General features: G+C 39.9%; 27 protein-coding genes, 10 tRNA genes, 1 rRNA gene and 2 pseudogenes. 20 read left to right on the forward strand and 20 right to left on the reverse strand.

Going from position 1 to position 25305, the window contains the following annotated elements; translation table 11 throughout:
* The first annotated feature begins 125 nt into the window (after positions 1 to 125).
* The 12 genes from rrf to rocF all read left to right on the forward strand — a co-directional run bounded on the left by rrf (position 126) and on the right by rocF (position 2384).
* Positions 126 to 241 (forward strand): 5S ribosomal RNA (rrf, locus tag CVD28_RS19945).
* Positions 242 to 291: 50 nt separating this feature from the next.
* Positions 292 to 366: transfer RNA gene (locus tag CVD28_RS19950), tRNA-Asn, on the forward strand.
* A gap of 1 nt (position 367) precedes the next feature.
* A tRNA-Thr gene (locus CVD28_RS19955) sits at positions 368 to 440 on the forward strand.
* Between the two features lie 18 nt (positions 441 to 458).
* Positions 459 to 533, forward strand: a tRNA-Glu gene (locus CVD28_RS19960).
* A 7-nt stretch (positions 534 to 540) separates the two neighbouring features.
* A tRNA-Val gene (locus CVD28_RS19965) sits at positions 541 to 616 on the forward strand.
* A gap of 17 nt (positions 617 to 633) precedes the next feature.
* Positions 634 to 709: transfer RNA gene (locus CVD28_RS19970), tRNA-Thr, on the forward strand.
* 6 nt (positions 710 to 715) lie between these two features.
* Positions 716 to 799 (forward strand) — tRNA-Tyr (locus CVD28_RS19975).
* A gap of 94 nt (positions 800 to 893) precedes the next feature.
* Positions 894 to 968, forward strand: a tRNA-Gln gene (locus CVD28_RS19980).
* A 3-nt stretch (positions 969 to 971) separates the two neighbouring features.
* Positions 972 to 1044: transfer RNA gene (locus CVD28_RS19985), tRNA-Lys, on the forward strand.
* 7 nt (positions 1045 to 1051) lie between these two features.
* Positions 1052 to 1126, forward strand: a tRNA-Gly gene (locus CVD28_RS19990).
* Between the two features lie 23 nt (positions 1127 to 1149).
* Positions 1150 to 1225: transfer RNA gene (locus CVD28_RS19995), tRNA-Ala, on the forward strand.
* Between the two features lie 262 nt (positions 1226 to 1487).
* Entirely contained in the window at positions 1488 to 2384 is an 897-nt protein-coding gene (gene rocF, locus CVD28_RS20000) for an arginase (RefSeq protein ID WP_180954255.1), read from the forward strand.
* A 69-nt stretch (positions 2385 to 2453) separates the two neighbouring features.
* On the opposite strand, the gene CVD28_RS20005 is transcribed toward rocF, so the two are convergent.
* The gene (locus tag CVD28_RS20005) at positions 2454 to 2627 is read right to left on the reverse strand and encodes an aspartyl-phosphate phosphatase Spo0E family protein (RefSeq protein ID WP_101595763.1); all 174 of its coding nucleotides are present in this window, start codon (positions 2625 to 2627) and stop codon (positions 2454 to 2456) included.
* Between the two features lie 165 nt (positions 2628 to 2792).
* Between CVD28_RS20005 and sigW the strand changes: the two genes are divergently transcribed.
* The 6 genes from sigW to glmS all read left to right on the forward strand — a co-directional run bounded on the left by sigW (position 2793) and on the right by glmS (position 10347).
* Positions 2793 to 3356 (forward strand): RNA polymerase sigma factor SigW, encoded by a 564-nt coding sequence (gene sigW / locus CVD28_RS20010; protein WP_101595767.1) that lies wholly within the window; start codon positions 2793 to 2795, stop codon positions 3354 to 3356.
* Between the two features lie 15 nt (positions 3357 to 3371).
* Entirely contained in the window at positions 3372 to 3998 is a 627-nt protein-coding gene (locus tag CVD28_RS20015) for an anti-sigma factor family protein (RefSeq protein WP_101595769.1), read from the forward strand.
* A 499-nt stretch (positions 3999 to 4497) separates the two neighbouring features.
* Entirely contained in the window at positions 4498 to 5319 is an 822-nt protein-coding gene (gene cdaA / locus CVD28_RS20020; protein WP_101595771.1) for a diadenylate cyclase CdaA, read from the forward strand.
* Entirely contained in the window at positions 5312 to 6643 is a 1332-nt protein-coding gene (locus tag CVD28_RS20025; protein WP_101595774.1) for a CdaR family protein, read from the forward strand. Before cdaA ends, CVD28_RS20025 begins: the two co-directional genes overlap by 8 nt.
* A gap of 49 nt (positions 6644 to 6692) precedes the next feature.
* On the forward strand, positions 6693 to 8039 hold the full coding sequence (gene glmM, locus CVD28_RS20030) for a phosphoglucosamine mutase (protein ID WP_101595781.1): 1347 nt from the start codon (positions 6693 to 6695) through the stop codon (positions 8037 to 8039).
* A gap of 505 nt (positions 8040 to 8544) precedes the next feature.
* Complete coding sequence (glmS, locus tag CVD28_RS20035) at positions 8545 to 10347, forward strand: glutamine--fructose-6-phosphate transaminase (isomerizing) (RefSeq protein ID WP_101595784.1); 1803 nt, start codon at positions 8545 to 8547, stop codon at positions 10345 to 10347.
* 126 nt (positions 10348 to 10473) lie between these two features.
* On the opposite strand, the gene CVD28_RS20040 is transcribed toward glmS, so the two are convergent.
* Complete coding sequence (locus tag CVD28_RS20040; RefSeq protein WP_101595787.1) at positions 10474 to 10659, reverse strand: hypothetical protein; 186 nt, start codon at positions 10657 to 10659, stop codon at positions 10474 to 10476.
* Positions 10660 to 11156: 497 nt separating this feature from the next.
* On the opposite strand from CVD28_RS20040, the gene CVD28_RS20045 reads away from it, so the two are divergent.
* Positions 11157 to 11687, forward strand: coding sequence for a cupin domain-containing protein (locus tag CVD28_RS20045; RefSeq protein WP_101595790.1), 531 nt, complete (start codon positions 11157 to 11159; stop codon positions 11685 to 11687).
* 260 nt (positions 11688 to 11947) lie between these two features.
* Here the strand turns inward: CVD28_RS20045 and CVD28_RS20050 are convergent, their stop codons facing one another.
* The 8 genes from CVD28_RS20050 to CVD28_RS20085 form a co-directional block, all read right to left on the reverse strand.
* Positions 11948 to 12313, reverse strand: a complete 366-nt coding sequence (locus CVD28_RS20050; RefSeq protein WP_101595793.1) for a MerR family transcriptional regulator — start codon at positions 12311 to 12313, stop codon at positions 11948 to 11950.
* A 19-nt stretch (positions 12314 to 12332) separates the two neighbouring features.
* A complete protein-coding gene (locus tag CVD28_RS20055; RefSeq protein WP_101595795.1) occupies positions 12333 to 13043 on the reverse strand; it encodes an SDR family NAD(P)-dependent oxidoreductase in 711 nt (236 codons plus the stop codon).
* A gap of 496 nt (positions 13044 to 13539) precedes the next feature.
* The gene (locus CVD28_RS20060; RefSeq protein WP_180954242.1) at positions 13540 to 13974 is read right to left on the reverse strand and encodes an SDR family NAD(P)-dependent oxidoreductase; all 435 of its coding nucleotides are present in this window, start codon (positions 13972 to 13974) and stop codon (positions 13540 to 13542) included.
* 13 nt (positions 13975 to 13987) lie between these two features.
* On the reverse strand, positions 13988 to 15010 hold the full coding sequence (locus tag CVD28_RS20065) for an aldo/keto reductase (RefSeq protein WP_101595803.1): 1023 nt from the start codon (positions 15008 to 15010) through the stop codon (positions 13988 to 13990).
* A 15-nt stretch (positions 15011 to 15025) separates the two neighbouring features.
* Positions 15026 to 15550: an NAD(P)H-dependent oxidoreductase gene (locus tag CVD28_RS20070; protein ID WP_101595805.1), complete on the reverse strand. Its 525-nt coding sequence runs from the start codon at positions 15548 to 15550 to the stop codon at positions 15026 to 15028.
* Positions 15551 to 15692: 142 nt separating this feature from the next.
* On the reverse strand, positions 15693 to 16229 hold the full coding sequence (locus tag CVD28_RS20075; protein WP_101595807.1) for an NAD(P)H-dependent oxidoreductase: 537 nt from the start codon (positions 16227 to 16229) through the stop codon (positions 15693 to 15695).
* A gap of 110 nt (positions 16230 to 16339) precedes the next feature.
* On the reverse strand, positions 16340 to 16978 hold the full coding sequence (locus CVD28_RS20080; RefSeq protein WP_101595810.1) for an SDR family NAD(P)-dependent oxidoreductase: 639 nt from the start codon (positions 16976 to 16978) through the stop codon (positions 16340 to 16342).
* Positions 16979 to 17028: 50 nt separating this feature from the next.
* A complete protein-coding gene (locus tag CVD28_RS20085) occupies positions 17029 to 17463 on the reverse strand; it encodes a MarR family winged helix-turn-helix transcriptional regulator (RefSeq protein WP_101595811.1) in 435 nt (144 codons plus the stop codon).
* A gap of 153 nt (positions 17464 to 17616) precedes the next feature.
* On the opposite strand from CVD28_RS20085, the gene CVD28_RS20090 reads away from it, so the two are divergent.
* Entirely contained in the window at positions 17617 to 18597 is a 981-nt protein-coding gene (locus CVD28_RS20090; protein WP_101595813.1) for a zinc-binding dehydrogenase, read from the forward strand.
* 67 nt (positions 18598 to 18664) lie between these two features.
* Here CVD28_RS20090 and CVD28_RS20095 read toward each other — a convergent pair.
* From CVD28_RS20095 to CVD28_RS29375, 10 genes and pseudogenes are all read right to left on the reverse strand, one after another.
* A pseudogene (locus tag CVD28_RS20095) lies at positions 18665 to 20036 on the reverse strand (APC family permease); the annotation flags it as partial.
* A pseudogene (locus tag CVD28_RS29365) lies at positions 20029 to 20235 on the reverse strand (magnesium transporter CorA family protein); the annotation flags it as partial. The pseudogenes CVD28_RS29365 and CVD28_RS20095, both read right to left, overlap by 8 nt.
* A gap of 342 nt (positions 20236 to 20577) precedes the next feature.
* Complete coding sequence (locus tag CVD28_RS20110) at positions 20578 to 21267, reverse strand: transposase (protein ID WP_257985940.1); 690 nt, start codon at positions 21265 to 21267, stop codon at positions 20578 to 20580.
* Positions 21149 to 21619, reverse strand: coding sequence for a transposase (locus tag CVD28_RS28915; RefSeq protein ID WP_257985933.1), 471 nt, complete (start codon positions 21617 to 21619; stop codon positions 21149 to 21151). The genes CVD28_RS20110 and CVD28_RS28915 overlap by 119 nt, the downstream gene beginning before the upstream one ends.
* A gap of 104 nt (positions 21620 to 21723) precedes the next feature.
* Positions 21724 to 22053 carry a hypothetical protein gene (locus tag CVD28_RS20115; RefSeq protein ID WP_101595819.1) on the reverse strand — a complete coding sequence of 110 codons (330 nt, stop codon included), beginning with the start codon at positions 22051 to 22053 and terminating at the stop codon, positions 21724 to 21726.
* The gene (locus CVD28_RS20120) at positions 22040 to 22423 is read right to left on the reverse strand and encodes a transposase (RefSeq protein ID WP_101595821.1); all 384 of its coding nucleotides are present in this window, start codon (positions 22421 to 22423) and stop codon (positions 22040 to 22042) included. Before CVD28_RS20120 ends, CVD28_RS20115 begins: the two co-directional genes overlap by 14 nt.
* Positions 22424 to 22598: 175 nt before the next feature.
* Positions 22599 to 24095 carry a glycine betaine uptake BCCT transporter gene (locus CVD28_RS20125; RefSeq protein ID WP_101595823.1) on the reverse strand — a complete coding sequence of 499 codons (1497 nt, stop codon included), beginning with the start codon at positions 24093 to 24095 and terminating at the stop codon, positions 22599 to 22601.
* A gap of 606 nt (positions 24096 to 24701) precedes the next feature.
* On the reverse strand, positions 24702 to 24926 hold the full coding sequence (locus CVD28_RS20130) for a YetF domain-containing protein (RefSeq protein ID WP_180954244.1): 225 nt from the start codon (positions 24924 to 24926) through the stop codon (positions 24702 to 24704).
* Between the two features lie 11 nt (positions 24927 to 24937).
* Positions 24938 to 24994 (reverse strand): hypothetical protein, encoded by a 57-nt coding sequence (locus CVD28_RS29370; protein WP_374702556.1) that lies wholly within the window; start codon positions 24992 to 24994, stop codon positions 24938 to 24940.
* A 13-nt stretch (positions 24995 to 25007) separates the two neighbouring features.
* Entirely contained in the window at positions 25008 to 25238 is a 231-nt protein-coding gene (locus CVD28_RS29375; RefSeq protein WP_374702557.1) for a YetF domain-containing protein, read from the reverse strand.
* Positions 25239 to 25305: the final 67 nt, after the last annotated feature.

The following is a 25305-nucleotide window of genomic DNA, read 5'->3' on the forward strand; positions in this document are numbered from 1 at the left end:
CTGTTTTGAAAAACGCAAATTCACCTTATCTGTTATCTAGTTTTGAAGGAACAAAATTTCTTCTTGAAAAACTCTATTAAAAGATAGTATAATAAATAATGTCTTTTCAATAGTTTAGAATATTGTCTGGTGACGATGGCGAAGAGGCCACACCCGTTCCCATCCCGAACACGGAAGTTAAGCTCTTCAGCGCCGATGGTAGTTGGGGGATTCCCCCTGTGAGAGTAGGACGTCGCCAGGCAGCAATATTCTTGCTGTTGCAAAGGTGGGTTTTAGGAAACATCATATTATTCCGCAGTAGCTCAGTGGTAGAGCATTCGGCTGTTAACCGAACGGTCGTAGGTTCGAGTCCTACCTGCGGAGCCATGCTTCCATAGCTCAGCAGGTAGAGCACTTCCATGGTAAGGAAGAGGTCAGCGGTTCGAGCCCGCTTGGGAGCTTCCTAATTAAGTTTATATGGCCCCTTGGTCAAGCGGTTAAGACACCGCCCTTTCACGGCGGTAACACGGGTTCGAATCCCGTAGGGGTCACCATTATATCGGAGGATTAGCTCAGCTGGGAGAGCACCTGCCTTACAAGCAGGGGGTCGGCGGTTCGATCCCGTCATCCTCCACCATTTATGTTATTTTTTTTGCCGGTGTAGCTCAATTGGTAGAGCAACTGACTTGTAATCAGTAGGTTGGGGGTTCAAGTCCTCTTGCCGGCACCATTTTATGGAGGGGTAGCGAAGTGGCTAAACGCGGCGGACTGTAAATCCGCTCCTTCGGGTTCGGCAGTTCGAATCTGCCCCCCTCCACCATCCTTTCTATAAAAAATTATTAGTGGACAGTTATAAATTCTATTTTTATGGGAATTATATAGCTACCCCCTATTTTTTTGTAGAGATGTAATATTGGGCTATAGCCAAGCGGTAAGGCAACGGACTTTGACTCCGTCATGCGTTGGTTCGAATCCAGCTAGCCCAGCCATATGAGCCATTAGCTCAGTCGGTAGAGCATCTGACTTTTAATCAGAGGGTCGAAGGTTCGAGTCCTTCATGGCTCATTTTTTTGCGGAAGTAGTTCAGTGGTAGAATACAACCTTGCCAAGGTTGGGGTCGCGGGTTCGAATCCCGTCTTCCGCTCCAGCGAACACCTATTAAACATATTTGGGGCCTTAGCTCAGCTGGGAGAGCGCCTGCCTTGCACGCAGGAGGTCAGCGGTTCGATCCCGCTAGGCTCCACCATCTAACTACATAACACCATAACTTCTGTCTTAAACCATAAGGTTTAAGGCTTTTTTTACGCTTTAAAAAAGCTGCCCTCATTATTACCTTCCAGCTTTCATTCCCCTTGAGTGAACAATTAACAACTGTCCGTTTACGTATACTTATGCAGAACATTGCTTGGTTGAACCATTTGAATTTTCTGATATAAAATAAGAGTAAAGACGCTGCAGGTGGTTTAGTAAAGGCTGGATTTGTAGAAAAGGGAGATGGAGAGATGAGAATCAAGAAACTTTCAATTATCGGGCTGCCAATGGATTTAGGGCAAACGCGCAGGGGAGTCGATATGGGACCTAGCGCCATCCGATATGCAGGAGTGGTCGAACGGCTTGAGAATTTACATATTGAAATAGATGATTTAGGAGATATAGTTGTCGGCAGGCCCAGATTAATTGAAAATCCCAATTCCAATTTAAAAAATCTTGAATTAGTCTCGAAGGCAAATACTATGCTTGCTCAAAAGGTGGATGAAATTGTGGCGAGCGGGTCCTTTCCTCTTGTTTTGGGCGGGGATCATAGTATTGCAATTGGGACGCTTGCGGGCATTTCCAAGCATTATAAAAGTCTGGGTGTGATCTGGTATGACGCCCATGGGGATTTAAATACAGAAGCTACGTCACCGTCTGGCAATATCCATGGGATGCCGCTTGCTGTGAGCCTTGGCCTGGGCCATCCAGATTTAACCGATATCCTGGATTATACACCTAAAGTTAAGCCGGAAAACGTCGTCATAATCGGAGCCCGTTCTCTGGATGAAGGTGAGAGGGAACTCATTAAGGAGAAGGGTATAAGAGTTTTCACAATGCATGAAATAGATAGACTTGGAATGACTAGGGTTATGGAGGAAGCAATAGAGTACCTAAAAGGGCGGACAGACGGAGTTCATTTATCGCTTGATTTAGATGGACTCGATCCAAACGATGCTCCTGGTGTTGGAACCCCTGTTATCGGAGGCATAAGCTATCGGGAAAGTCATTTAGCAATGGAAATGCTTGCAGAATCAGAAATGGTAACATCAGCGGAGTTTGTGGAAGTAAACCCAATACTGGATGAACGAAACAAAACGGCTACGGTGGCTGTTGCATTGATGGGATCATTGTTTGGAGAAAAATTATTATAAAAGTATAAATTGCCATGATAAAACCCCTTGTTCAAAAAACAAGGGGTTTCCTTTTTTATAGCATCTATTTTAATAATGGCTGTCTTTAGAGGTAAGGGAAAAATACTCATTTAGCAAATAGTCAAGTTTTGAACTCGCTTCAACAACGCGGTCGTCAACCATGGAGGAGTGAGTTGCTAAAACAATCATTTCTTCACGGCATTCTTCAATATTCTTTAGTAACTCTCCAAGCCTTGAGGCCATAGTGCATCCCCACTTTCCATATATTCCTTATACTATATACCCTCCTGTAAAAATATTAAACATCAAATGTAAAACTTTGTTAAAATAAAGTAAATAATTTTTTGAAACCTTTCAGCTTGCGATTCGTAATTATCGTATAGCCGCATAGAGCGGGGGTAAAACGGAATGGATGCGCTTGTCAAACTAAGGATTAAACAGGTTCTAAAGGGTGACCAAAATGCGTTTGGCGAAGTAGTTGAACTGTATAAAGACAAGGTGTTTCAAATATGCTACAGGATGCTGGGTAATCGCCATGAAGCAGAAGATATTGCTCAGGAGGCCTTTGTAAGGGCTTATGTTAATATACGAAGTTTTAATATCAATTTAAAATTCTCCACCTGGCTTTACCGGATTGCAACGAACCTATGTATAGACCGGATGCGTAAAAAAAAGCCATCCGTGTACCTGGATGCTGAGGTAGCCGGAACTGACGGGCTGAATATGTATTCCCAGCTTGCATCAGATACTCTTTTGCCAGAAGATGAGCTGGAAACTCTTGAACTGCAGGAAACCATTCAGGGGCAAATTATTAAGCTGCCTGAAAAATACCGTTCGGTTATTGTATTAAAGTATATAGAAGAATTGTCTTTAAAGGAGATCAGTGATATTTTAGATTTGCCGATTGGCACTGTAAAGACAAGGATTCATCGTGGACGTGAAGCGCTCCGTAAGCAATTGCGCCATTTATGATAAGAAGGTGAAAAAATGAAATGTCCTGAAGAGGCCATTGAATATATGCATGATTATTTAGATGAAGAAATCAGTGAAGAACATAAAGGATACTTAAAAAAACATTTGCATGAATGTGAAGATTGCAGAACTTATTTTCATGAATTAAAAAAGGCAATCGCTTTGGTTCAGAGTACTTCCCATATAACAGCTCCGGCTGATTTTACCGCAAAGGTTATGGCCAATCTCCCAGAGGAAAATAAGAAGGTGAAAACTCAGCGGTGGTTTCGTAATCATCCATTTTTCACTGCAGCTGCCTTATTTTTTGTGTTAATGTCAGGAACTGTGTTATCTACATGGAATCAGGACCAGGAATTTTCCTTTTCGAAACAGACAAACCTTGTTGTGGAGAATGATACCGTGATTGTACCAAAGGGGAAGACCGTGGAAGGTGATATCGTTGTCAGGAACGGCGATATTAAGGTTGAGGGAGAAGTAAAAGGAAATGTAACTGTTATTCACGGAAAGCAATATATGGCATCCGCAGGCAATGTTACCGGAGAAATAAAGGAAGTCGATCAATTGTTTGAGTGGCTGTGGTATAACATCAAAGGAACAGGCAAGGAAGTACTGAACATGAAGGATAATGAAGAAAAAGAATAAACATGTTGGCTGGCTTTCCAATACTTCTGCAGACTAAGCAACCATTGAAAAGTTGCGGTCTTAAACGGGGTAACGGGCAGCTGGCTTTTTTAGTTTGGAGAAGGGGAAGAGTTCAGTTACACCTCTGGAAGCGGGCAAGTTCCTTTTAGGCAAAAGTTTGTTAACTTCGGAAGGTAAAAACAGCCATTCAAAATGAACCAACTTCAAAATTGGAGTTCAACTATTTTATGTTATAATAAGAGGGTTATGGTTAAGAAAAACGATTTGATTGCAGCTGCAGCATTTAGTTATTTCACTGGGTTAGCAGCTTTACTCTCGTACTAATGAAACAATTGGCAATCTAACTATTATTTTTAATGTCAAGCTCCAGTGCAAATCTAAGATACGCAAAGAGAAAGTCTCGCGTAATATAGGATTTTTGCTTTAGGATGAACCAAAGTATGCTGTTCATCTTTTTGGGCGCTGTTGCTTTTCTTTATTACCGACTGGAGGAAGTATCATGTCTTTATCCGATTTTACTTTCTTGGAATTCCTGGTGAATTCCATTGATATTCTCCTTGTCTGGTTTGTGATATATAAACTGTTAATGGTTATTAAAGGAACAAAGGCTGTCCAGCTGCTTAAGGGGATCTTCGTTATCGTTGTGGTTCGAAGTTTGAGTGCAGCCTTTGGGCTTAATACCCTTCTCTGGTTAATGGATCAAGCGCTGACTTGGGGATTTCTTGCTATCATTATTATTTTTCAGCCGGAGCTTCGCCGTGCTCTTGAGCAGCTTGGAAGAGGAAAGCTATTTACGCGTTCCGCTATCCAGGAAGATGATAATCAAGATCGGCTTGTTGAAGCAATTATGAAAGCTACCAGCTATATGGCAAAACGGAGAATCGGGGCACTGATTTCTGTTGAAAGGGAAACAGGGCTAAACGATTACATTGAAACTGGTATACCATTGGAATCGCAAATTTCCTCTGAATTACTGATCAATATTTTTATACCAAATACACCGCTGCACGATGGAGCAGTCATTATACAAAATAACCAGGTAGCTGCGGCTGCATGCTATCTGCCCCTTTCCGAAAGCCCATTTATCTCAAAGGAACTGGGCACAAGACATAGGGCGGCTCTTGGAGTGAGTGAGGTTACAGACTGTATAACAATTGTTGTGTCAGAAGAAACAGGAAGTATTTCATTAACCAAAAATGGAGAGCTGCATCGGGAATTAAGCGCAGAGAACTTCAGAGAATTACTAGAGAGTGAGCTTGCTCTTGAAAATAAGGCAACTTCATCAGCCAGATGGAACTGGAGGGCGAAGAAAAATGGATAGACTCATGAATAGTTCATGGTTTATAAAAATAGTATCCTTAGTTCTGGCAGTTCTGTTAGCAGTTTCAGTTAGTTTTCAGCAGGCGGGATCCAGTGAATCTCCCCTCTTTTCTCCCCGTGCAAAAAATGGCACGGAAAAGATAGAATCTGTACCAGTTGAAGTGTGGTATGACCGTGAAAATCTTGTTGTTTCAGGAGCACCCAAGACAGTAAATGTTACACTGGAAGGTCCTAAAGTTCTGCTGCTTTCTGCCAAAAACCAAAGGGATTTTAAAGTATACATTGACTTAACTAATCCAGAACTTTCTATGGGAGAAAAAAGAGTTCCCATTAAAATCAAGGACGTAAACGAAAAATTAAAAGTGAGCATTAATCCTGGCTATGCACAGGTTTCCGTTCAGGAAAAAATAACAAAAGAATTCCGGGTAGAGGCTGAGTATGACCGTTCCTTACTTCAGGATGGCTACTTTGCCGATAAGCCTAATATCAGCCCTGAAAAAGTTAAAATAACAGGGGCTAAGGATGTTATTGACCGGATCTCTTATGTAAAAGCGACAATAGAACTGGGCCGCGGGGTAAATGGAACTATACATCGGGAGGCCCGGGTCCGTGCGCTTGACCGAGATTTGAACAAGCTCGAAAATGTCTTAATTGAACCTGAAACAGTAAATGCCTCATTAACTATAAGAATTCCTGCCAAGACGGTACCAATAAAACCTGTACAAACAGGCAGCCAAATGGACGGAGTGAAAATATCTGACATTTCTGTAGAACCCAATGAAATTACCCTGTACGGAGAAGAATCCAAACTGGCAGACATTGGCGAACTCAGGGTTCCTGTTGATATCAGCAAAATCAATAAGTCCATCACATTCGATATGGATGTCAATCTTCCTGAAGGTGTCCAAAAGGCATCCAGGAGAACAGTAGCAGTGACGGTAACCGCTGACTCTGCTCAAAAAGATAAGGAAGCCGCTGAATTAGTTGAAGAAGAAGAAACCCCAGCGGAGGAGGAGAAAACCCCCCAGGCTGTTAAGACAAGAACCATCTTTAAGGTAAATGTACTGCCTGCAGGATTGCCCCCGGATTACCTTTTAGAGTTTATAACGCCTGCACAGGGCCAAACAAATGTTACACTGAAAGGCTCTGAGGAAGAAATTAAGAAAATCAGTGATTCTGACATCCAGTTATCTATAGACGTAAGCAATTTGCAGGAAGGCCAGCATACGGTGGACATAAAAGTCAAAGCACCAACTGCGGCTAAATGGGAACTTGCTTCTTCTCAGGCAACAGTTAAAATAACGAAAGCAGAAAAAGAGACGTAATATATACGAATTCAATCAGTTTATGATTCTGATAAGGAGCGATATACACATGGGTAAATATTTTGGAACAGATGGAGTAAGAGGGGTTGCCAATAGTGAATTAACACCGGAGCTTGCTTTTAAACTAGGCCGCTTTGGAGGATATGTCCTAACAAAAGATACAAAACGTCCTAAAGTATTGATAGGCCGGGATACCCGCATTTCGGGACATATGCTTGAAGGTGCCCTTGTGGCAGGATTGCTGTCTATTGGAGCTGAAGTTATGCGTCTTGGGGTTATTTCAACTCCGGGAGTAGCCTATTTAACAAAAGCTCTTAGTGCCGAGGCTGGTGTTATGATTTCGGCTTCGCACAATCCTGTAGCGGATAACGGCATTAAATTTTTTGGACCGGATGGCTTTAAATTGTCCGATGAGCAGGAAAATGAAATAGAGCAGCTTATGGATCAGGAAACGGATACGCTTCCCAGGCCAGTTGGCGCTGATTTAGGTAATGTAAATGATTATTTTGAAGGCGGCCAAAAATATCTGCAGTACTTAAAGCAATCGGTGGATGAAGATTTCACTGATATTCATATTGCGCTGGACTGTGCACATGGGGCGACTTCTTCCCTTGCAACACACTTATTTGCCGATCTTGATGCCGATGTTTCAACGATGGGGTCAAGCCCAAACGGATTAAACATTAATGATGGCGTAGGTTCAACCCATCCAGGGACATTAGCTGCATTCGTAAAGGAAAAAGGAGCGGATATCGGACTAGCCTTTGATGGGGATGGGGATCGTCTCATAGCAGTTGATGAAAATGGGGATATTGTTGATGGTGACCAAATTATGTTTATTTGTGCCAAGTTCATGAAAGAACAGGGACGTTTAAAGCATTCAACCGTTGTATCAACAGTGATGAGCAACCTTGGCTTTTATAAAGGAATGGAAGCATCTGGTGTAAATAGTGCCCAGACTGCAGTTGGTGATCGCTATGTAGTAGAAGAGATGAAGAAAGGCGGCTATAACCTTGGCGGCGAACAGTCAGGCCATATCATCTTCCTTGACTACAATACGACGGGTGATGGCCTTCTTACAGGGCTACAGCTGGTGAATATCATGAAAATAACCCAGAAGCCTTTATCAGAACTTGCTGCAGACATGAAAAAATTCCCGCAAACGCTTGTGAATGTCAGGGTAACTGATAAACATGGTGTGACAAAGAACGAAAAAGTTCATGAAGTAATCGCGCAGGTAGAAGCAGAAATGAATGGCAACGGCCGGATCCTTGTCCGCCCTTCCGGAACAGAACCATTGGTGCGCGTTATGGCTGAAGCCCCCACACAGCAGCAGTGTGAAGCTTATGTACACCGTATTGTAAAAGTGGTTGAGGAAGAAATGGGACTAGAATAAGCTTAAAGCTTCCGGTAAACTACAGGGATAGCCGTTTAAACATGTTATAGGTTTAAATATGCCATGAAATAGGAATGCACAGGGTGAACATCATATTCCCCTGTGCATATATTATTATGAGTTTGATTTCTTTGCTGAGTGGTAAATAAAAGAGCGCAGTAACAAATGATTGACGAACCGTTCGACTTAAGTTAAGATAAAGCGTGTTTTCGTAAAACTATTCAAAAAGCAGAAAGGTGGATAGACGTTATTTACATGTTTATAAAGCGCCTGGACTAAACTATGGACGAAAGGGTTTAGTTGACGAGGAGGAGGGTTATCGATTTTTCGGCGGATACCTCCCGGCTGATCTGCACAGCCGCTAATTCCTTCCTTAAAACAGCGGAGGCAACTCGCTGCACAAACGGAATGAAGTGCATACAACTAATACAATTTCAGAGATAAGGGGGCAAGTATGCCCCCGCGCAAACTTGTCCCCTTTCACTCATATGGGAGGAACAGTTTTATGTGTGGTATCGTTGGATATATCGGAAACTTGGATTCAAAGGAAATTTTATTAAAAGGCTTAGAAAAGCTTGAATATAGAGGCTATGATTCTGCAGGTATCGCGGTTAAGAATGAAAGTGGCGTAACAGTTTTTAAAGAAAAGGGCCGGATTGCCGACCTTCGTGGAGTTGTGGATGAGAGCGTTGTTGCCAAAACAGGAATTGGACATACACGTTGGGCTACCCATGGTGTTCCAAGCCGGGTAAATGCTCACCCGCATCAAAGTGTTTCGGGACGCCTTACTTTGGTTCATAACGGGGTTATTGAAAACTATGCGATTTTAAAGCGTGAATATTTAGCAGATGCAGCTTTTATCAGTGAAACTGACACAGAAGTCATTGTTCAGCTTATTGAAAAGTTCGTGAATGATGGACTGGAAGTCGAAGAAGCGTTCCGCAAAACGCTGACACTTTTAAAAGGTTCCTATGCTCTAGCGCTTTTAGATGACCAGAATGACCAAACGATATTTGTAGCTAAAAATAAAAGCCCTCTTCTAGTGGGAGTTGGAGAAGGCTTTAATGTTGTAGCATCTGACGCAATGGCAATGATCCAGGTGACGGATCAATACCTGGAGCTTATGGATAAGGAAATGGTAATTGTAACAAAGGACCATGTAACGATCCAAACGCTGGATGGCCAAGTAGTAAGCCGTGAGCCTTATACAGCTGAACTGGACATGAGTGATATTGAAAAAGGAACGTACCCTCACTATATGCTAAAGGAAATCGATGAGCAGCCTGCTGTTATGCGTAAGATTGTCCAAGCATACCAAAATGAAGCAGGCGATCTAACTATCGACCAAAACATTTTAAGTGCAATGGGTGCGGCAGACCGAATTTATATTATTGCCGCTGGAACAAGCTACCATGCTGGGCTTGTTGGAAAACAGTTCATTGAAAAAATGGCTAAAATCCCAGTGGAAGTCCATGTAGCATCTGAGTTCGTCTATAATATGCCGTTGCTATCAGAAAATCCTTTATTCATTTTCATCTCTCAAAGCGGTGAAACTGCAGACAGCCGGGCTGTGTTAGTGGAAGTGAAGGAGCTTGGCTTTAAAGCCTTAACTATCACGAACGTACCGGGCTCAACACTCTCCCGTGAGGCGGATTATACGTTATTGCTGCACGCTGGTCCTGAAATAGCCGTTGCTTCTACAAAAGCTTATACGGCACAGCTGGCTGTACTTTCTATCTTGGCCAATGTAACAGCCAGAAACCTAGGCTTAAACACAGAAATTGATTTGAGCCGTGAATTGGGAATCGTGGCTAACACTATGGATGGGCTAATTGATGCCAAAGAAGAAATGGAAGCAATTGCGCGTGAGTACTTGTCTACAACACGCAACGCATTCTTTATCGGCCGTTCCCTGGACTTCTATGTTGGCCTTGAAGGCGCATTGAAGCTAAAGGAAATTTCCTATATTCAAGCTGAAGGATTTGCAGGCGGAGAGCTGAAACATGGAACAATCGCTCTAATTGAGGATGGAACTCCAATCATTGCCCTTGCAACTCAAGAAGCCGTTAACTTAAGCATCCGCGGCAACGTAAAAGAAGTAGTTGCACGCGGCGCTAACCCATGTATCATTTCCATGAAAGGCCTCGAAACAGAAGAAGATCGTTTCGTGCTGCCTGCCGTGCATGAAGTATTAGCACCTCTTGTCTCTGTAATACCATTGCAACTCATCTCTTACTACGCAGCCCTTCACCGCGACTGTGACGTGGATAAGCCACGTAACCTTGCAAAGTCGGTTACTGTGGAGTAAGATTCAGGCTGGAAAACTGAGTGTTGTTTGTAAAAAATAAAGTGGGTTTTAGAAAATTCACATCAGATATTTAAAAAGGATGAACCGAAATTCCTTCTCTTAATAAAGAAGGGATTTCGGTTTTTCTTATTGTACTATAGGGGCAGGGTAGTTGACGTCTATTGCATTGTCACCATGTAACTTATCCTGAAGTTTAAGATTAGCCTCTATTGCTTCCGGCTCACCACTAGTAATCCGGTCCTTTAAATCTTGTTCGTCTACGTTGCCAAGTTCCACGTTTACTTGGAGTTTTGCTTTATCATTTGCAGCCATAACCAAGCCTCCTCTTTCTTTTGTATATTACTTTATTCATTCCCTTCCTTTAAAAATAAAAACATAAGATAAGAGGATAAAAACTTAATTGTTGACGGGACTTTTTTAGCGTTTAATTAGAGTGTTTCTTGTGAATAATGCATCCTTTATTATTTAATAAACGGGGTAGGATAGTTGAAGAGAAATGGCCATCTAAGAATTATTAATGATAGTGCATCGGCTGGAACAAGAAGAAACCTGAAACAAAGTACATAATCGTCCGGTACTACTCCTATCAATCATGATAATTAAATTCAAGGAGTATGAAATCCTGCGAATAAGCGATTATTCGTGAGAAAATCGTATTAAACTGAGGGAGTTGAAGATTGTGTTTATCTTTTGTTCAATAGTTTTATTAAATTGACTAACTGTTTTGGGCTAAGTTCGCCCTTCACATAAGTACATTCCTATAAAATAGTGCATACGATAAACATGTATAAACCCAGGGATTGAATAAGATGTCCTATACCCCTTGGATGTATCCATACCCATATCACCCTAATGTTTTTTGTGCTAATGTCCCAATGTATAATAATTATATAAGACAGCCTGATTACTGGTATATTTATGATGATGCAAGAAATCAGGTACAAGATTATGGGCGAAAACCATTTGTTGTCAATATTAATGAGGCTGCGAAGCAAAACAACACTTATCGAACTGCTTTATGGACAGGAAATCATATGCAAGTTACATTGATGAGTCTTAACGTTGGTGAAGACATCGGTTTAGAAATTCACCCTAACGTTGACCAATTCTTACGGATTGAACAAGGTCAAGGGGTTGTGCAAATGGGTCAGAGAAAAGATAATTTGAACTTTGTTCAAAAAGTCTATGATGATTTTGCCATTATGATACCTGCTGGCACCTGGCATAATGTAACCAATACAGGTAGTACCCCGTTAAAACTTTATACTATATATGCTCCTCCGCAACATCCAACTGGTACGGTTCATTTAACTAAAGCACAGGCTTTGGCGGTGGAATAATAGAAGATTAATACCTTCTTTTACGACTGGTGCAACTATTTAAATGTACTTATGTGAGGTACAAAATTGAGGTTCCTCTTGAAGCTAAACAGTTAGTAGATAGAATAAAGTTAAAATACCCTAACTTTGTTGGAAAACGGAAAGCGAAAGTGACATAGCAAAAATAGAAAAAGAATTAAAGATACAGTTGCCAGAATGGTATATCTCAAATTCTACAAAATATTGCAAAAGACCAACCGTGTATACGTTGGTCTTTTTGACTAACATTTTTTCCTCTCACGTTCCAGTCTTGCTATTTTCTGTTGAATTTTTATTACATTTTCTTCGGTATCACGAATTTGTTGTAGAACATTGATTTCTTGTTGTTTCATCATTTCTAGTCGTTGAGGGATAGTATCATTCCCACCCATTGACCAATCTACAAACTGTTTAATGTCCTTGATTAGCATTCCGGTATTTTTTAAACATAATATAATATCCAGAAATTTAAGCGCATCATGATCAAAAACTCGGTTTCCTTTTTCTGTTCTTTTGAGAAAGGGGAACAATCCTTGATTATAATAATAGCGTAATTGAGAAATGGATAATTGATTGATTTTTGCAACTTGTCCAATCGTATAATTCATAGGATTTCCCTTATGGTGTTTACCAAGGAATAACCCCATTCTTATTAAGGATTTTCCCATTATAATTTGTTTCGCTTAGGGCGTATTCAACAATGATTTGTGCACCTTCCGCAGGTGTTTTGCCTCCTGGAGCATTGCCATTAAGGTCAGTGGTGGTAAAACCAGGTGTAATCCCAAAAATTTCAGGACCGTTCTGACCAAATTCTTTACCAAAGGCTAATGTTAAAGAATTCACAGCGGTTTTTGATGAATTATATCCTAGTATATTAAGATGTCCAGCTTCTCCATTGTCAAACATCGTTTGGGAAGCCATATCGGTAGTGACGTTTACAATTTTTCCACCCTGAGAATTTTTTACTAATGGCATAAAGGTTTGGATCATCTGAAATGTTCCAAAGAAGTTAACATCAAATTCTTGGCGCAGCGTTTCTACTTTTAATTCACTAGGCAATATACCGAAATCGAGTGCAATCCCAGCGTTATTTATTAACAAATCCAGGTGATCCGTAACTTCAAGGATTTTATTTTTTGAGTTTTGAATGGATTGTGCGTCTGAGATATCAATTTGAACAAATGAAACATTCGAAAAACCTAAAGATTGTACAGCTTTTTGTCCGAGTTCTTCATTACGGGCCCCTAAAAATACGTGATAATTTTTTTCTGCCAATTGACGGACAATCTCATAGCCAATACCTTTGTTAGCCCCTGTTACAAAAGCAAATTTTGTCATATTTTATTTCCTCCAATGCTTATTTTGATTAGTTACAGTTAAAAAGATACAACCTCAACCTAAGTTTAGGTCAAGCCCCAACAACTTGGTATCCCTAAAAGAGGATTCCAGGCTTGATTAAGATCATACTGATATCCCATAATTTCTGGGCAGAGTCCTGGTTATTTGCAGCTTCGGTAGTTTCTGTTTCTTTGCAGTTAACAAAGATTTACCGCTAACGGCAAGAACATCAGGGGAGGAAGCAAGATAGACTGGTGTAACCGCACCTTTTTTCGGATTAGTTGAGACCGTTTTGAATATTGTCCGTAGGATCCAAGGCATGTCATGCATAAGATTAGTGTGGATAATTCCTGGATGCAAGCTGTTAACGGTAACACACTTTCCTTCATGCCTCTTTGAAAATTCCTTAGTAAATAAAATTAAACCTAATTTAGTAGGACCTACTGCTCAAAAAAAGGCATAATTTTGTTTGGTCATAAGGTCATCAAAGTTCATTTTAACTCCGTTGTGCTTGGGAGGCTACATTAATTATTCTTCCTTCACCACTTGCTTCCAGCGACTCCAGTAAGAGGTGGGAAAGGATAAATTGAGATAAATAATTTGTGGCAAATGTGGTTTCAATTCCATCTTCAGTTTCAGAACGTTTTGCTAAAAAGACTGCTGCATTATTGATTAAAACATCTAACTTGTTATACTTTTTCTTAAATTGATCAGCTGCCTGTTTGACTGAACGCTGAGATGATAAATCAGCAAGAATGAGATCTACTTGGGTATTACCTGTTTCTTCAATAATATCTTGAATCGTTTTTTTGCCTCGTTCCTCATTTCTGCATAATAGAAATATTGTTGCTCCTTTTTTAGCTAATTCTATGGCTGTTGCTTTACCAATCCCTGAGTTGCCACCAGTAATTAAACAAATTTTCCCCTTCATCGATTTCTCCCTATTATTTTTTTTCAATCTTTTCAAACGTTTTTCCATGGATGGCATTTAAAACAGATTCAGATGCAAGAAAATCATGTGGGAATCCCAGATCAATTTTGCTAGCTTCATTTAATTGGGTAAGACTTGTTTCTGAAAGACGGAAAGCCAGACTTCCAAGGTTGTCTTTCATTTGTTCTTCCCGTTTTGCTCCAATTAGCGGAATGACGGTACCGGCTTGTTGCCGGACCCAATTTATTGCAACTTGGGCAGGGGAAACAACCAGTTCTTTTGCGATATCTTCCACAACTGTAGCAATAGCCCGGTTGCGTTCATTTAAGCGCGCACTTTGAGGAGATAATCTCCCTTTTTCAGATGAAGGATTACTGTATTTTCCCGTTAGTGCACCGCCGGCCATTGGTGCCCATGCAGTAATCCCGATATTTAAAGCGCGTGCCATTGGTAATAAATCTCTTTCTGGAGTCCGCTGCAGCAAATTGTACTCCACTTGCAAGCCAATAAACGGAGTCCAACCACGGAGTGTGGACAGCGTATTAGCTTGTGAAACAATCCAAGCAGGTGTATCCGAGACTCCTACATAAAGAATTTTTCCGGAACGGACTAAATCGTCAAGTGCGCGCATCACTTCTTCGACCGGTGTCATGAAATCCCAAGCATGAAGCCAAAGTAAATCTATATAATCGCTTTGAAGCTGTTTTAAACTCTTTTCGACGGATTGAACGAGATTTTTTCGATGGTTGCCGCCGCCGTTTGGATCGTGTGGACGAGTGTTCAGTGTATATTTAGTCGCAACAACAAACTGTTCACGCTTTTCACGAATAAATTCCCCAACATATTTTTCACTTGTTCCATTTGTATAATTGACAGCCGTATCAATAAAATTCCCACCAGCTTCAACGAAAGCATTGAAGATTTTTTTGCTTTCTTCCTTAGAAGCACCAAATCCCCAGTCTTCCCCGAAAGTCATCGTGCCCAAAGCTAATTCAGATACTCGTAAGCCGCTTCCTCCTAACAATTTATATCTCATGGCAAGACCCCTTTTCTAATAGTTATTTTTCAAATGATGAAGCAATTCTTCAGCACTCTCGCTTACTTGTTCGTTCGTTAAGAGGCGTACTCCCTGCTTCGTAAAAGTAGGCAAGAACCTCATTCCGGTCAAGTTAGCGGTTGCTTGGAATGGTTTGGTTAATTCGCTCATGCTGAAGTGATTGTATCCGCCAGCTTGATAAGCTGCTTCTGGTCCGCCAGTTGAAATAGCTAACACAAACTCCTTGCCTCGCAATTTCGTTCCTTCCGACCCATATGCCCAACCGTAAGTGAGAACCAAATCCTGCCATTGTTTTAATAAAGCGGGTGAACTGTACCAGTAGAATGGGAATTGCAAAACGATACGATCATGCTCCAATAGAAGCTGCTGTTCTTTTTCCACATCAATCTCAAATGTTGGGTAATGTGCATATAGGTTGTGGACCGTAATATTTTCTTCTTGTTGAAGACGGTTCATCCACGTTCTATTTACCTGCGATTGTTCCAAGTTTGGATGGGCTACAATAACTAATGTTTTCATCTTGATCACCTTTCAATTGTTTGTACACGAATTAAAATCATCAAAAGGTATTTCAGTGGAAAAAATACCTTTTTTCATTTCAACTTTAGATTAACGTTTGATAGTTGGGGATTAAGCGTTCTTTCCGTGGTGTTTGTTTAAACTATGCATCTACCTTTGATGGCTGAAGAACGTAATTAACATATGCTTTTGCATTTTCTTCAAGTTGTTTATCTGTGACATGCATAACACCATTCAGCACAAATAACGGTATAAAACGGGTACCTATGAGGTTGCTTGTTTGCTGTAAAGGAGTTGTGAAGGTCTCCATGGTAAAATGATTGTAGCCAGTAGGCTGATAAGAATCTTCTGGTCCAAAGGTTGAAATCGCAAGACCTAGTTCTTTACCCTGAAGCTTGTCGCCACCTTCGCCATATGCCCAGCCGTAGGAGAGCACTTCATCCTGCCATTGTTTTAACAAAGAAGGCGTGCTGTACCAGTAGAATGGAAATTGAAGAATAATACGGTCATGTGATTCTAATAGGCTTTGTTCGTGTGCTACGTTTATTTTCCCGTCTGGATAAGCTTGATAAAGCGTATGAATCGTAATTTCTTCGTGTTTTTTTAATTCCTGCATCCAAGTGCGGTTAATTCGAGATTGTTCCAAATTAGGGTGGCTGATAATTACAAGAGTTTTCAATAGTAAGTCTCCTTTTGTTTTTTCTTTTAATGTTTTTATTTTACTTATTGTTTCAACAGTTTTTTACATTTGTATATACAAATGTAATTCAAAAAAATTTTATATTTTCTTCAAATATAATTTCTGTTTCCGTTTGATTTTCGTACATGCGTATAAAATGCATTCGCAATATTTTTAGCTGAGAAATAGGTTCCTTCTTGTACAAACCCTTTAATCGTTAATGTTCCAACATAAATTCCTTTAGGGCTCAATTCTTGGTGCAAGCTGTATGCTAAATTGCGAATACCTGCTTTTCCAATCGATAATGAAGCATAGTCAGCATAGGGGTGAAGAGCTAATCCTCCGCCCGTTAATAAAATTGTTCCATTTTCTATATGGGCAATCACTTCATTTACACTTGTAAGAGCTCCAGCTACACTGATTTTAAAATCTTCCACTAATTGACGCGCGCTTAATGTTGTTGGTTTGCCTGGTCTTCCTGGAGCAGCATTGTATAAGAGTACATCAATTTTTCCATAAGTTTTAATTACCGCATTAAGGGCTGTTTTTAAAGATTCTACTGATGAGACATCCCCTGGAAAACCTTTTGCTGCAATCCCATCATTTTTAAGTTCATTTTCATATTTCTGTAATGACTCCATATTGCGGGAAATCAAGGCAACATTAAAGCCTTCTTTTCCGAATTTCCTTGCTGTATTTAAGCTAATCCCAGGTCCAGCACCGACAATTAGCAATATCTTTCCTGACATAACAACTGCCTCGCAACTTATTTGTATATGCAAATGAAAGGGTAAAAAAATTACAGTTCCCTTTCTAGCTTATTGCTTGCTTCGTGAAGCATTTTACTTAAATCTTTACTGAACTCGCGTCCTAAGACTTCGGAATAGCTGGTAAACAACTCTTTTAAAGAAACCCGAAACTGCCGGTATACATTTTCTCCTTCTTCTGTTAAAGAGATAAGGGTTTGTTTTCCATCCATTTTTCTGGTAACAAGTTTTAATTTTTCAAGTTTATCAATAAACCTTGTACTTGTGGAAGGAGCAATAGATAACTTGTGGCATAGTTCCTTCTGTGTGATTTCTGGATGAAATTTCACAATCATAATCATGTAAAAATACGATGGAGCAAGGTCACCAAAATCAAATGTCTTTTCGGCTAATTTTGTAATGTTACGAGCAAACCGGCTGGCTGTAAAGTAAAGACAATGAATTAATACCTGTTCTTCTTCATTCATTTAATCAAATCCTTTTATTCATTTGCATATACAAATTAACACGGAATTACATTAAGGTCAACTAAATCATATTTCTTGTTTCCATCAGACACAGTATATATTATAAACTTTGTTCCAAAAACTTATTAAGATTACATGAAAAGGATGAGAGAAATGAAAGCATTGCTATTGCGTGAAAAAGGTCATTGGAAAGCAATGAAGATTGAAGAAGTGGAAACACCAAAACCCGGTCCAGGTGAAATTTTAGTAGAGATATATGCGGTTGGGTTAAATCCTGTTGATTATAAAACAGCTACTGGTGGTAATCCGAATTGGTCATATCCTCACATTCTTGGTTTAGACGTAGCAGGTATAGTGGCAGAGCTTGGTGAAGGGGTCATACAGTGGAAAAAAGGAGATCGAGTAGTTTATCATGGAGACCTTACAAAGAAAGGTGGCTATGCGGAATATACTGTTACCACTGCACATACTGTTTCTCGAATTCCAGACGAAGTAACGTTTGAAAGTGCGGCGGCTTTGCCGACAGCTGGGTACACAGCATACCAGTCGTTATTCCGTAAACTGCCAATGGATCAAATTGAAACTATTTTAATACATGGCGGTGCTGGCGGAGTAGGAGGATTTGCTGTTCAATTAGCCAAAAATGCAGGCAAAAAAGTGATTTCGACAGCTTCCAGTCATAATCATAAATATGTAAAATCACTTGGTGCAGATTATGTCATTGATTACAATGAGGAAGACGTGACCGCAAGAGTGTTAGAGATTACGAACGGTCGTGGTGTGGATGCAGTGGTAGATGCAGTAAGCAGACAAAGTGCAACGGATTCATTAGATACTCTTGCCTTTTTGGGTCACATCGTTTTTATTTCAGGTGCACCTGATTTTACAAAAATAAAGCCTTTTACAAAATCGGTTTCGTATCATGAAATCGCCCTCGGTGCAGCACACCAATCCGGTAGTCATAAGGCCGGGCAAGATCTGGGAATAATGGGCGATGAAATGCTTAAGTTAGTGGCTGAAGGGAAAGTGTCTTCTATGTTAAAAGAAGTGATAAGCCTTGAGGAAGTTCCAGAAGCGTTATCCTGTCTCTCAGAGCGACATGTGAAGGGGAAAATTGTAGCAAAAATAAAATAAGTTTTTAAGATTAATTTAATGCCAAAATGCCTCACCGGTCCAGTGGGGCATTTGATTTATTTTAATGTTATTTCTTTAAATGATAAGGAACTGTTGTAACAACCACGTTTCTCCGATAAAGCAAAAATGTTCGAATCAACAAACTTGATTGGCTATGAAGAATGTTATGCCATCCTTTCTTAGGTATGAATTGTGGAATAACAACAGTAGCTCGATAATTTAATTCACTGGCTTTATGTTCTACCGTATCAACAAATTTAGTAAGCGGCTGAATAATGCTTCTATAATGAGAGTGAAGAGTCACTAGCCTTACATCTGGCTGCCATTTCTTCCACTTTTCTTCGAATTTCCTTTCATCTTCTCTTTCAAAAGCAACATAAACAGCAATGATCTGATCAGCTGATAGAGACTTAGCGTATTGCAGTGAGTTTTCTACAACATGCGTTATCCCAGCCACAGGAACAATAATCCACATTGCCTTGAATCGGAATAGATGGGTCACAAGTGGATAGTCTCAAAAGGTCTCCTACTGCTTCATAATGCTTTCTGATCCGATGAAAGATGATGATGATGATTGGTAGGAATACTAGAATTGACCACACTTGTGCAAATTTTGTTAAAAAGAACATGATGGTCACAATAAAACTAATAATGGCACCCGCTGTATTGATTATTAATTTAGAAACCCATCCTTCTGGCTTTTCTCTAATCCACTTCAGCATCATACCAGTCTGTGAGAGTGTAAAAGGAATGAATACCCCCACTGCATAAAGGGGGATGAGATGTTCTGTCTGCCCTTTGAACGCAACAATCAGTATCATGGAAAAAAGGGCAAGAATAAGTATTCCGTTTGAGTACCCTAATCTGTCCCCCCGGACGGTAAACATTCTAGGTATAAACTTATCCTTCGCCAGATTAACCGCCAATAAAGGAAATGCGGTGTAACCAGTATTGGCAGCAAGAATTAATATAAGGGCAGTTGTCCCTTGAACAAAGTAATACATGAAGTTGCGCCCAAATGTTTCTTCTGCAATTTGCGAAACGACTGTCACTTCTTCCGTAGGAGTAATACCGTAATAGTAAGCTAAAATTACAATACCAGAAAAGAGTACGGCAAGCAGCGCTCCCATAGCCATTAATGTTTTAGCAGCATTATTGGGTGCGGGATCTTTAAAATTAAGAATGGCATTTGAGATTGCTTCCACTCCTGTTAACGCTGAACTTCCAGATGCAAAAGCTCTCAGTAAAATAAATAAATTAATGCCTGAAATTGGTGTTCCTACTGGTGTATGGAGTTCAGGAGGGACCTGACCCGTCAAAATGTTATATATACCGACTCCAATTAATATAAATAACGCTAGAACAAACAGATACACTGGATAAGCTAAGATAGATGCGGATTCAGTGACACCTCTTAGGTTTAAGATCGTGTTTAAGATATTTTAGGAAAGAAGTGGCTATTAAATACAAAATTTGAAAGGCAAACCTTGTTCGTTTAAAGGTAAAAAATTGTTTGATTTTGTTCTGCGCAAAAATGTGAAAAATGGGATTATCTTTCAAGCAAATTGTTATAAAACAATCATTTGCAATAATCATTCCCAAAGGGATTGTGTCATATATAGGGATATCATTTTCATCTTTTGACAGTAGCGGCATTTTAAGTTTTTTTATTGTACAGTCACCAGAATAAATGTTGAGGCTTGGTATTATATTGGGTACTAAAACATAAAAATTGAATAAACAAGCAATGTATATACTCCTAAATTATCAATACACCGATGTGTTTATTACAGGCTTGAAAAAAGAAAAATTCGGATTACTTTGGGAATTTAGGAAGCAAGTGGCATGAAGCCTGCCGGCGTGATGGAATTCATGGACCAAAACGCCAAAAAGCAATTTTACACCCTGTATCTGGATTTGATAATTGATGAAAATAAAACAGCTTTTTTATTGACCCAAAGATAAAGTGCAAGGTGAAGTTCAGAAACTATACAAAAGCGGGGTTATTGCGCATTCCATCATTTGTTGAATACACATCATAAAAAAGGGGCTTTCTAAAAAGTCCCTAAAACAGTAAAGAAGCTGGAGAAAAACAACACTTTTTCTCCAGCTTCTTTTAGTTCGGATTAGTTTGATGAAAGTGGCTAGGCGGATGCCCGCCACTTTCATCATATTGTGGGCGAGTGCCACGATACCGAACTCGACATGCACCTTGTCGAGTCCCCGTAGAGAAAACCGGCGGAACGACCGATTGCCCTTGATGTGGCCAAAAACGCTTTCTACCTCGACCTTCCGTCGGGCATAGATAGCGGCTTTGTCATCACATTCAAGGGCTGCTTTTGCCTTTGCCTTCATTTCTTCAAAGACTGTATTCCAATGAACCTGGCGGTTCCCTTTGCCTTTTGTACATTGTGGTTTCAATGGACAGTCTGTACAATCCTCGCATTCGTAGATTTTGTAGCTTTGTTCGTGTCCGGACGCATTTTTCTTCATTTGATACTTCTTGAATGTAACCTTGCGGTCATTCGGGCAGATGAAACAATCATCCTGTTCAACGTATGTCCAGTTCTTTACGTTCTTTATGTCCTTTCTTGCTTTTCTTGTTTTGTCTTTCAGATAGGTCCCATATGGAATGAGGAAATCGAACCTTGGCTCTTTTTCTTCCCCGATGGGCATACAGATAGTTTTCCTCGCTCCCATAACCCGCATCCGCAATGACCGTTTTTGGCATCGGCAAAGAAGAGGAAGCCAACTTCTCCAGATGAGGGATGAAGCAGCGTGTATCCGTCGGACGTTGATGAATGGTGTAAAATAGGATGAACTGATTTTCCGTTGCCATCTGAACATTGTAGCCAGGTTTGAGCTGGCCGTTCTTCATATGGTCTTCCTTCATCCTCATGAAAGTAGCTTCGGGGTCAGTCTTGGAATAGCTGTTTCGATCACCGAATGTCTCATTCTGAACCTTGTATTTTGCCAGCCTCGGCAAAAATCTTCCCGGATCAGTTTGAGGGGCTTCTTCCATTGACTTCGTTTTTTTCTTCTTTCCTTACGGACCTCTGTATTTGTTTCTTTTTCAATATCCTGTGTTAAAGCGGTTATGTGTGTTTCCAATTCAGATGCGATTTTTTACAACCCGGAAGGGTCTGGCCCTATTTCATCCAGGCTCTCCTCTAGAATGTATAGTTCTTCCGCCTTTGTCATCTCCTCGATATGTTGGAGAGTTTCCTTGATTTTCTCCTTTAATTTTTCTTCGGACCGTGCCGTTGATTTCTTCCATACAAAAGAATACTTGTTGGCGTCGGCCTCAATCTTCGTTCCATCCAAAAAGTAATGTTCCATCGTGATATGGTTGTCCTCGATCAGCTTCAGGATCATGGTTTCAAATAGTTCATCCATCAAACCCTTCATCCGTTTTCCACGGGATTCGTTGATGGTGCGGTAGTCAGGCTGTTGCATGGCTGCCAGCCACATAGTCGGGAGGTTTTCTAGCGTCAGCTTTGCCGCGGCAGGAGTACACCTTTTGGGAGTAGCCAAACAAGATAACCTTAAGCATCAATTTGGGATGGAACGGAGGCCTTCCGCCTCCTGGATAATGGAAGAATAACTTTTCATCCGGTATGGATTCCATCATTTCATCTACTACCCGTGCGACATGGTGAGAGGGTATCATTTCCTGGATATCGAAGATAACCTGGACCTGATGGTTATTGTAAGGTTTGAATGTAGGAGAGTATTGCTTTTGGGAGACCATATTTTCTTCTTTCACCTCTAGAGTCAGGCTGGTTTGCATGGTATAATTCTCAATAGTAGTCGAAAGATTGCTCATAAAAAATCGTCCTTTCTAGAGTGTTTGTGTGGTAACTTACATTTTACTAGAAGTGACGATTTTTTTGTGTTTTTTTCGAATAAAAAGAGGCCGTCCGAGAGTCGGTTAAACCGACTTTCGGGACAGCCCCTTATGATAGTACTCTCCCTACTATAGGAGGGAGTGTAAAAAACGTCTATTTTCTATCAGCTAATTTTTCATTGTTAAGTGCTTTAAAAAGTGAAAATACAATTAGCAGCATTATAATTGCAAAAGGAAATGCTGCAATGATTGACGCCCTTTGCAATGCCTCAAGTCCGCCTGTCCATAATAAAATTGCTGCAGTACTTGATTGGATAATGCCCCAAACAAACTTTACCTTGTTAGTCGGGTTAAGGCTTCCATTAGTCGTTTGCATTCCAAGCACAAATGTGGCTGAGTCGGCTGAGGTAATAAAAAAGGTACTGATTAGAAAAATAGCTATCATGGAAAGTACACTAGAAAGAGGGAAATTCTCAAACATAGTAAAGAGTGCTACTTCGCTCCCTTGCGTGTTAATTACCTCTATAAGTTCTTTATGTTTAAAGAACTCAAGGTAAATTCCTGTCCCCCCAAATACTGAGAACCACAAAGCACCAAATATTGTTGGAACCAGCAAGACCCCTAGTACAAATTCCCTAATCGTTCTTCCTTTTGAAATACGGGCAATAAAAGTACCCACAAATGGAGCCCACGCAATCCACCAGGCCCAATAAAAAATAGTCCAATCCTGGAACCAGGTCATATCTTGATAAAAAGGACTTAGACGAAAACTCATAGAAGGCAGGTTCTGCAAATAAGAACCTAGAGTTGTAGTGAACAAATCCATGATAAAGTTGGTCGGGCCAATAAATAGCAAGAAAACAAGAAGAGCAATAGCCAGAAAAATATTAAGATTGCTCAAATACTTAATTCCTTTATTTATACCTGTTTGCGCTGAAAGCATAAATAGTATAGTGACGATCCCGATAATGATTAATTGTGTCGTAAATTTATTCTCTACTCCGGTGAAAGTATGAGAAAGACCGCCGCTTATTTGAATTGCCCCAAGACCCAAAGAGGTTGCTACTCCAAATACTGTGGCAAAAACTGCTACACAATCTATCAAAACGCCTACTGGGCCGTTAACCTTATCGCCTAAAATCGGCCGTAAAAGTGAACTGATTACACCTGGTTGGTCTTTACGGAATTGAAAGTAGGCAAGTGCAAGGCCGATTACTGCGTAGATGGCCCAAGGATGAAGCCCCCAGTGGAAAAAAGAGTATCTCATTGCAGTTCTTGCTGCTTCAACTGTCTCCCCCTTAATAAAAGGTGGTGTGTAATAATGAATCAACGGCTCAGCTACTCCCCAGAAAACTAGTCCAATTCCCATACCTGCACTAAAAAGCATGGCAAACCATGTTATGTAGCTGTACGCTGGCCTATCGGTATCTTTACCTAAACGTATATTGCCGTATTTTGAAAAAATCATAAATATAGCGAAAACGAGAAATAAGGTAGCGGATAACATATAGAACCATCCGAATTTCTTCAAAAGTATTCCTTGTATGGCTTGGGTCACCTTATCAAGATTACTATTGGGAATAATGCCCCATATTATGAATACTACAGTAATCATAACGGATATCGTAAAAACTGGTGATATTTTTTTCATCCAATCCCCCTTTGCTCCAATAGGAACGTATTGATATAATTGTTTATTTAGAATTTCTGAAAATAAAATGAGTGAGGCCGAAGGGGAAGTACAAAAAGGCCTAATAGATAAAATACAGAAGATGTATGAGTTAACAGACCATCGTAGATTGTATAGTTTATTCGACGTTAAATTATTTTTCATACTTTCATGATTTGAGTCCACTTTAACCAGGAACCAATCAAAACTTAGGTCCCAATAAACTTCTAAAAATGAAGTACCCCTTCTTTCAGCAAAGCAGACATCATGAAATTAGGAAAAGCAACTCAATGGTATTGTCGATTTTTCCTCACCAAATAATTCTTGTCATCACCTCCAATGTCATTAATGCTAACAAAGATTTCAACTGAATGCCAGTCTTCGGCTAACACAAACCTAAGAACCAACTAAGGTGGTCTATATAATATTTCTGATCTTTAATTGAACTAATTGGGCAGCGAAGACTCTGTGAGGCATCCAAGAAAATAAAATTGTCGCAGAGGCGTGAAATATCCAGCAGACTAAAAACAGATTACATATTCATTTTGTAAAGATTGAAAAAAGAAGGATTTACATTAATTCACAAAATTAATGTAGCACATCATTATTATTGTCAATATATAATGTACCGTTCTTAAGTACTTCATCATAAAAAACATCAGATATTGAATCCATGCCTGACATTTTAAGTTGTTGTTCTAACCCTTGCTGATTAAGATTCAGCTTTTCTAGGTTTTGAGTATTAATCTTTCCGTCAGATATGACTTCAGTAGAAATAGGAAACTGATCAGGCTTAGTTTTCTGAATGTTCAAATCAGATTTTACTACTGTTTGTTGAAATCTTTTTTCATAACTGATAATGTACCATCTGTTTCAAAGATTGCGAAATCTACTTCAGAGAGCGAAAATACATTTTTCTTCCTTCTTTAAAGAGTTTAAATCTAGACGTACTTTTTGAAGTTCATTTTCCATGATCTTTCCTTTTTTTATAACAATCCTAGGTTCACCTACGATAACTTTACGAGCTATTATTGAATTTAAATCCAGGACTCCAAGTGCAATTGTAAAAGCGCTCCAACCTACTAATGCTATTAATCCATTCCTAATACTTAAAGAGGGATCTATGAATGAGTAGTAATATTATTGCAATTAATTAGAAGTTTTATTTAAAACGCAACTAGAAAGTATCCAA

The sequence above is a fragment of the Bacillus sp. M6-12 genome (assembly GCF_002860285.1).
GTDB lineage: Bacteria > Bacillota > Bacilli > Bacillales > DSM-1321 > Peribacillus.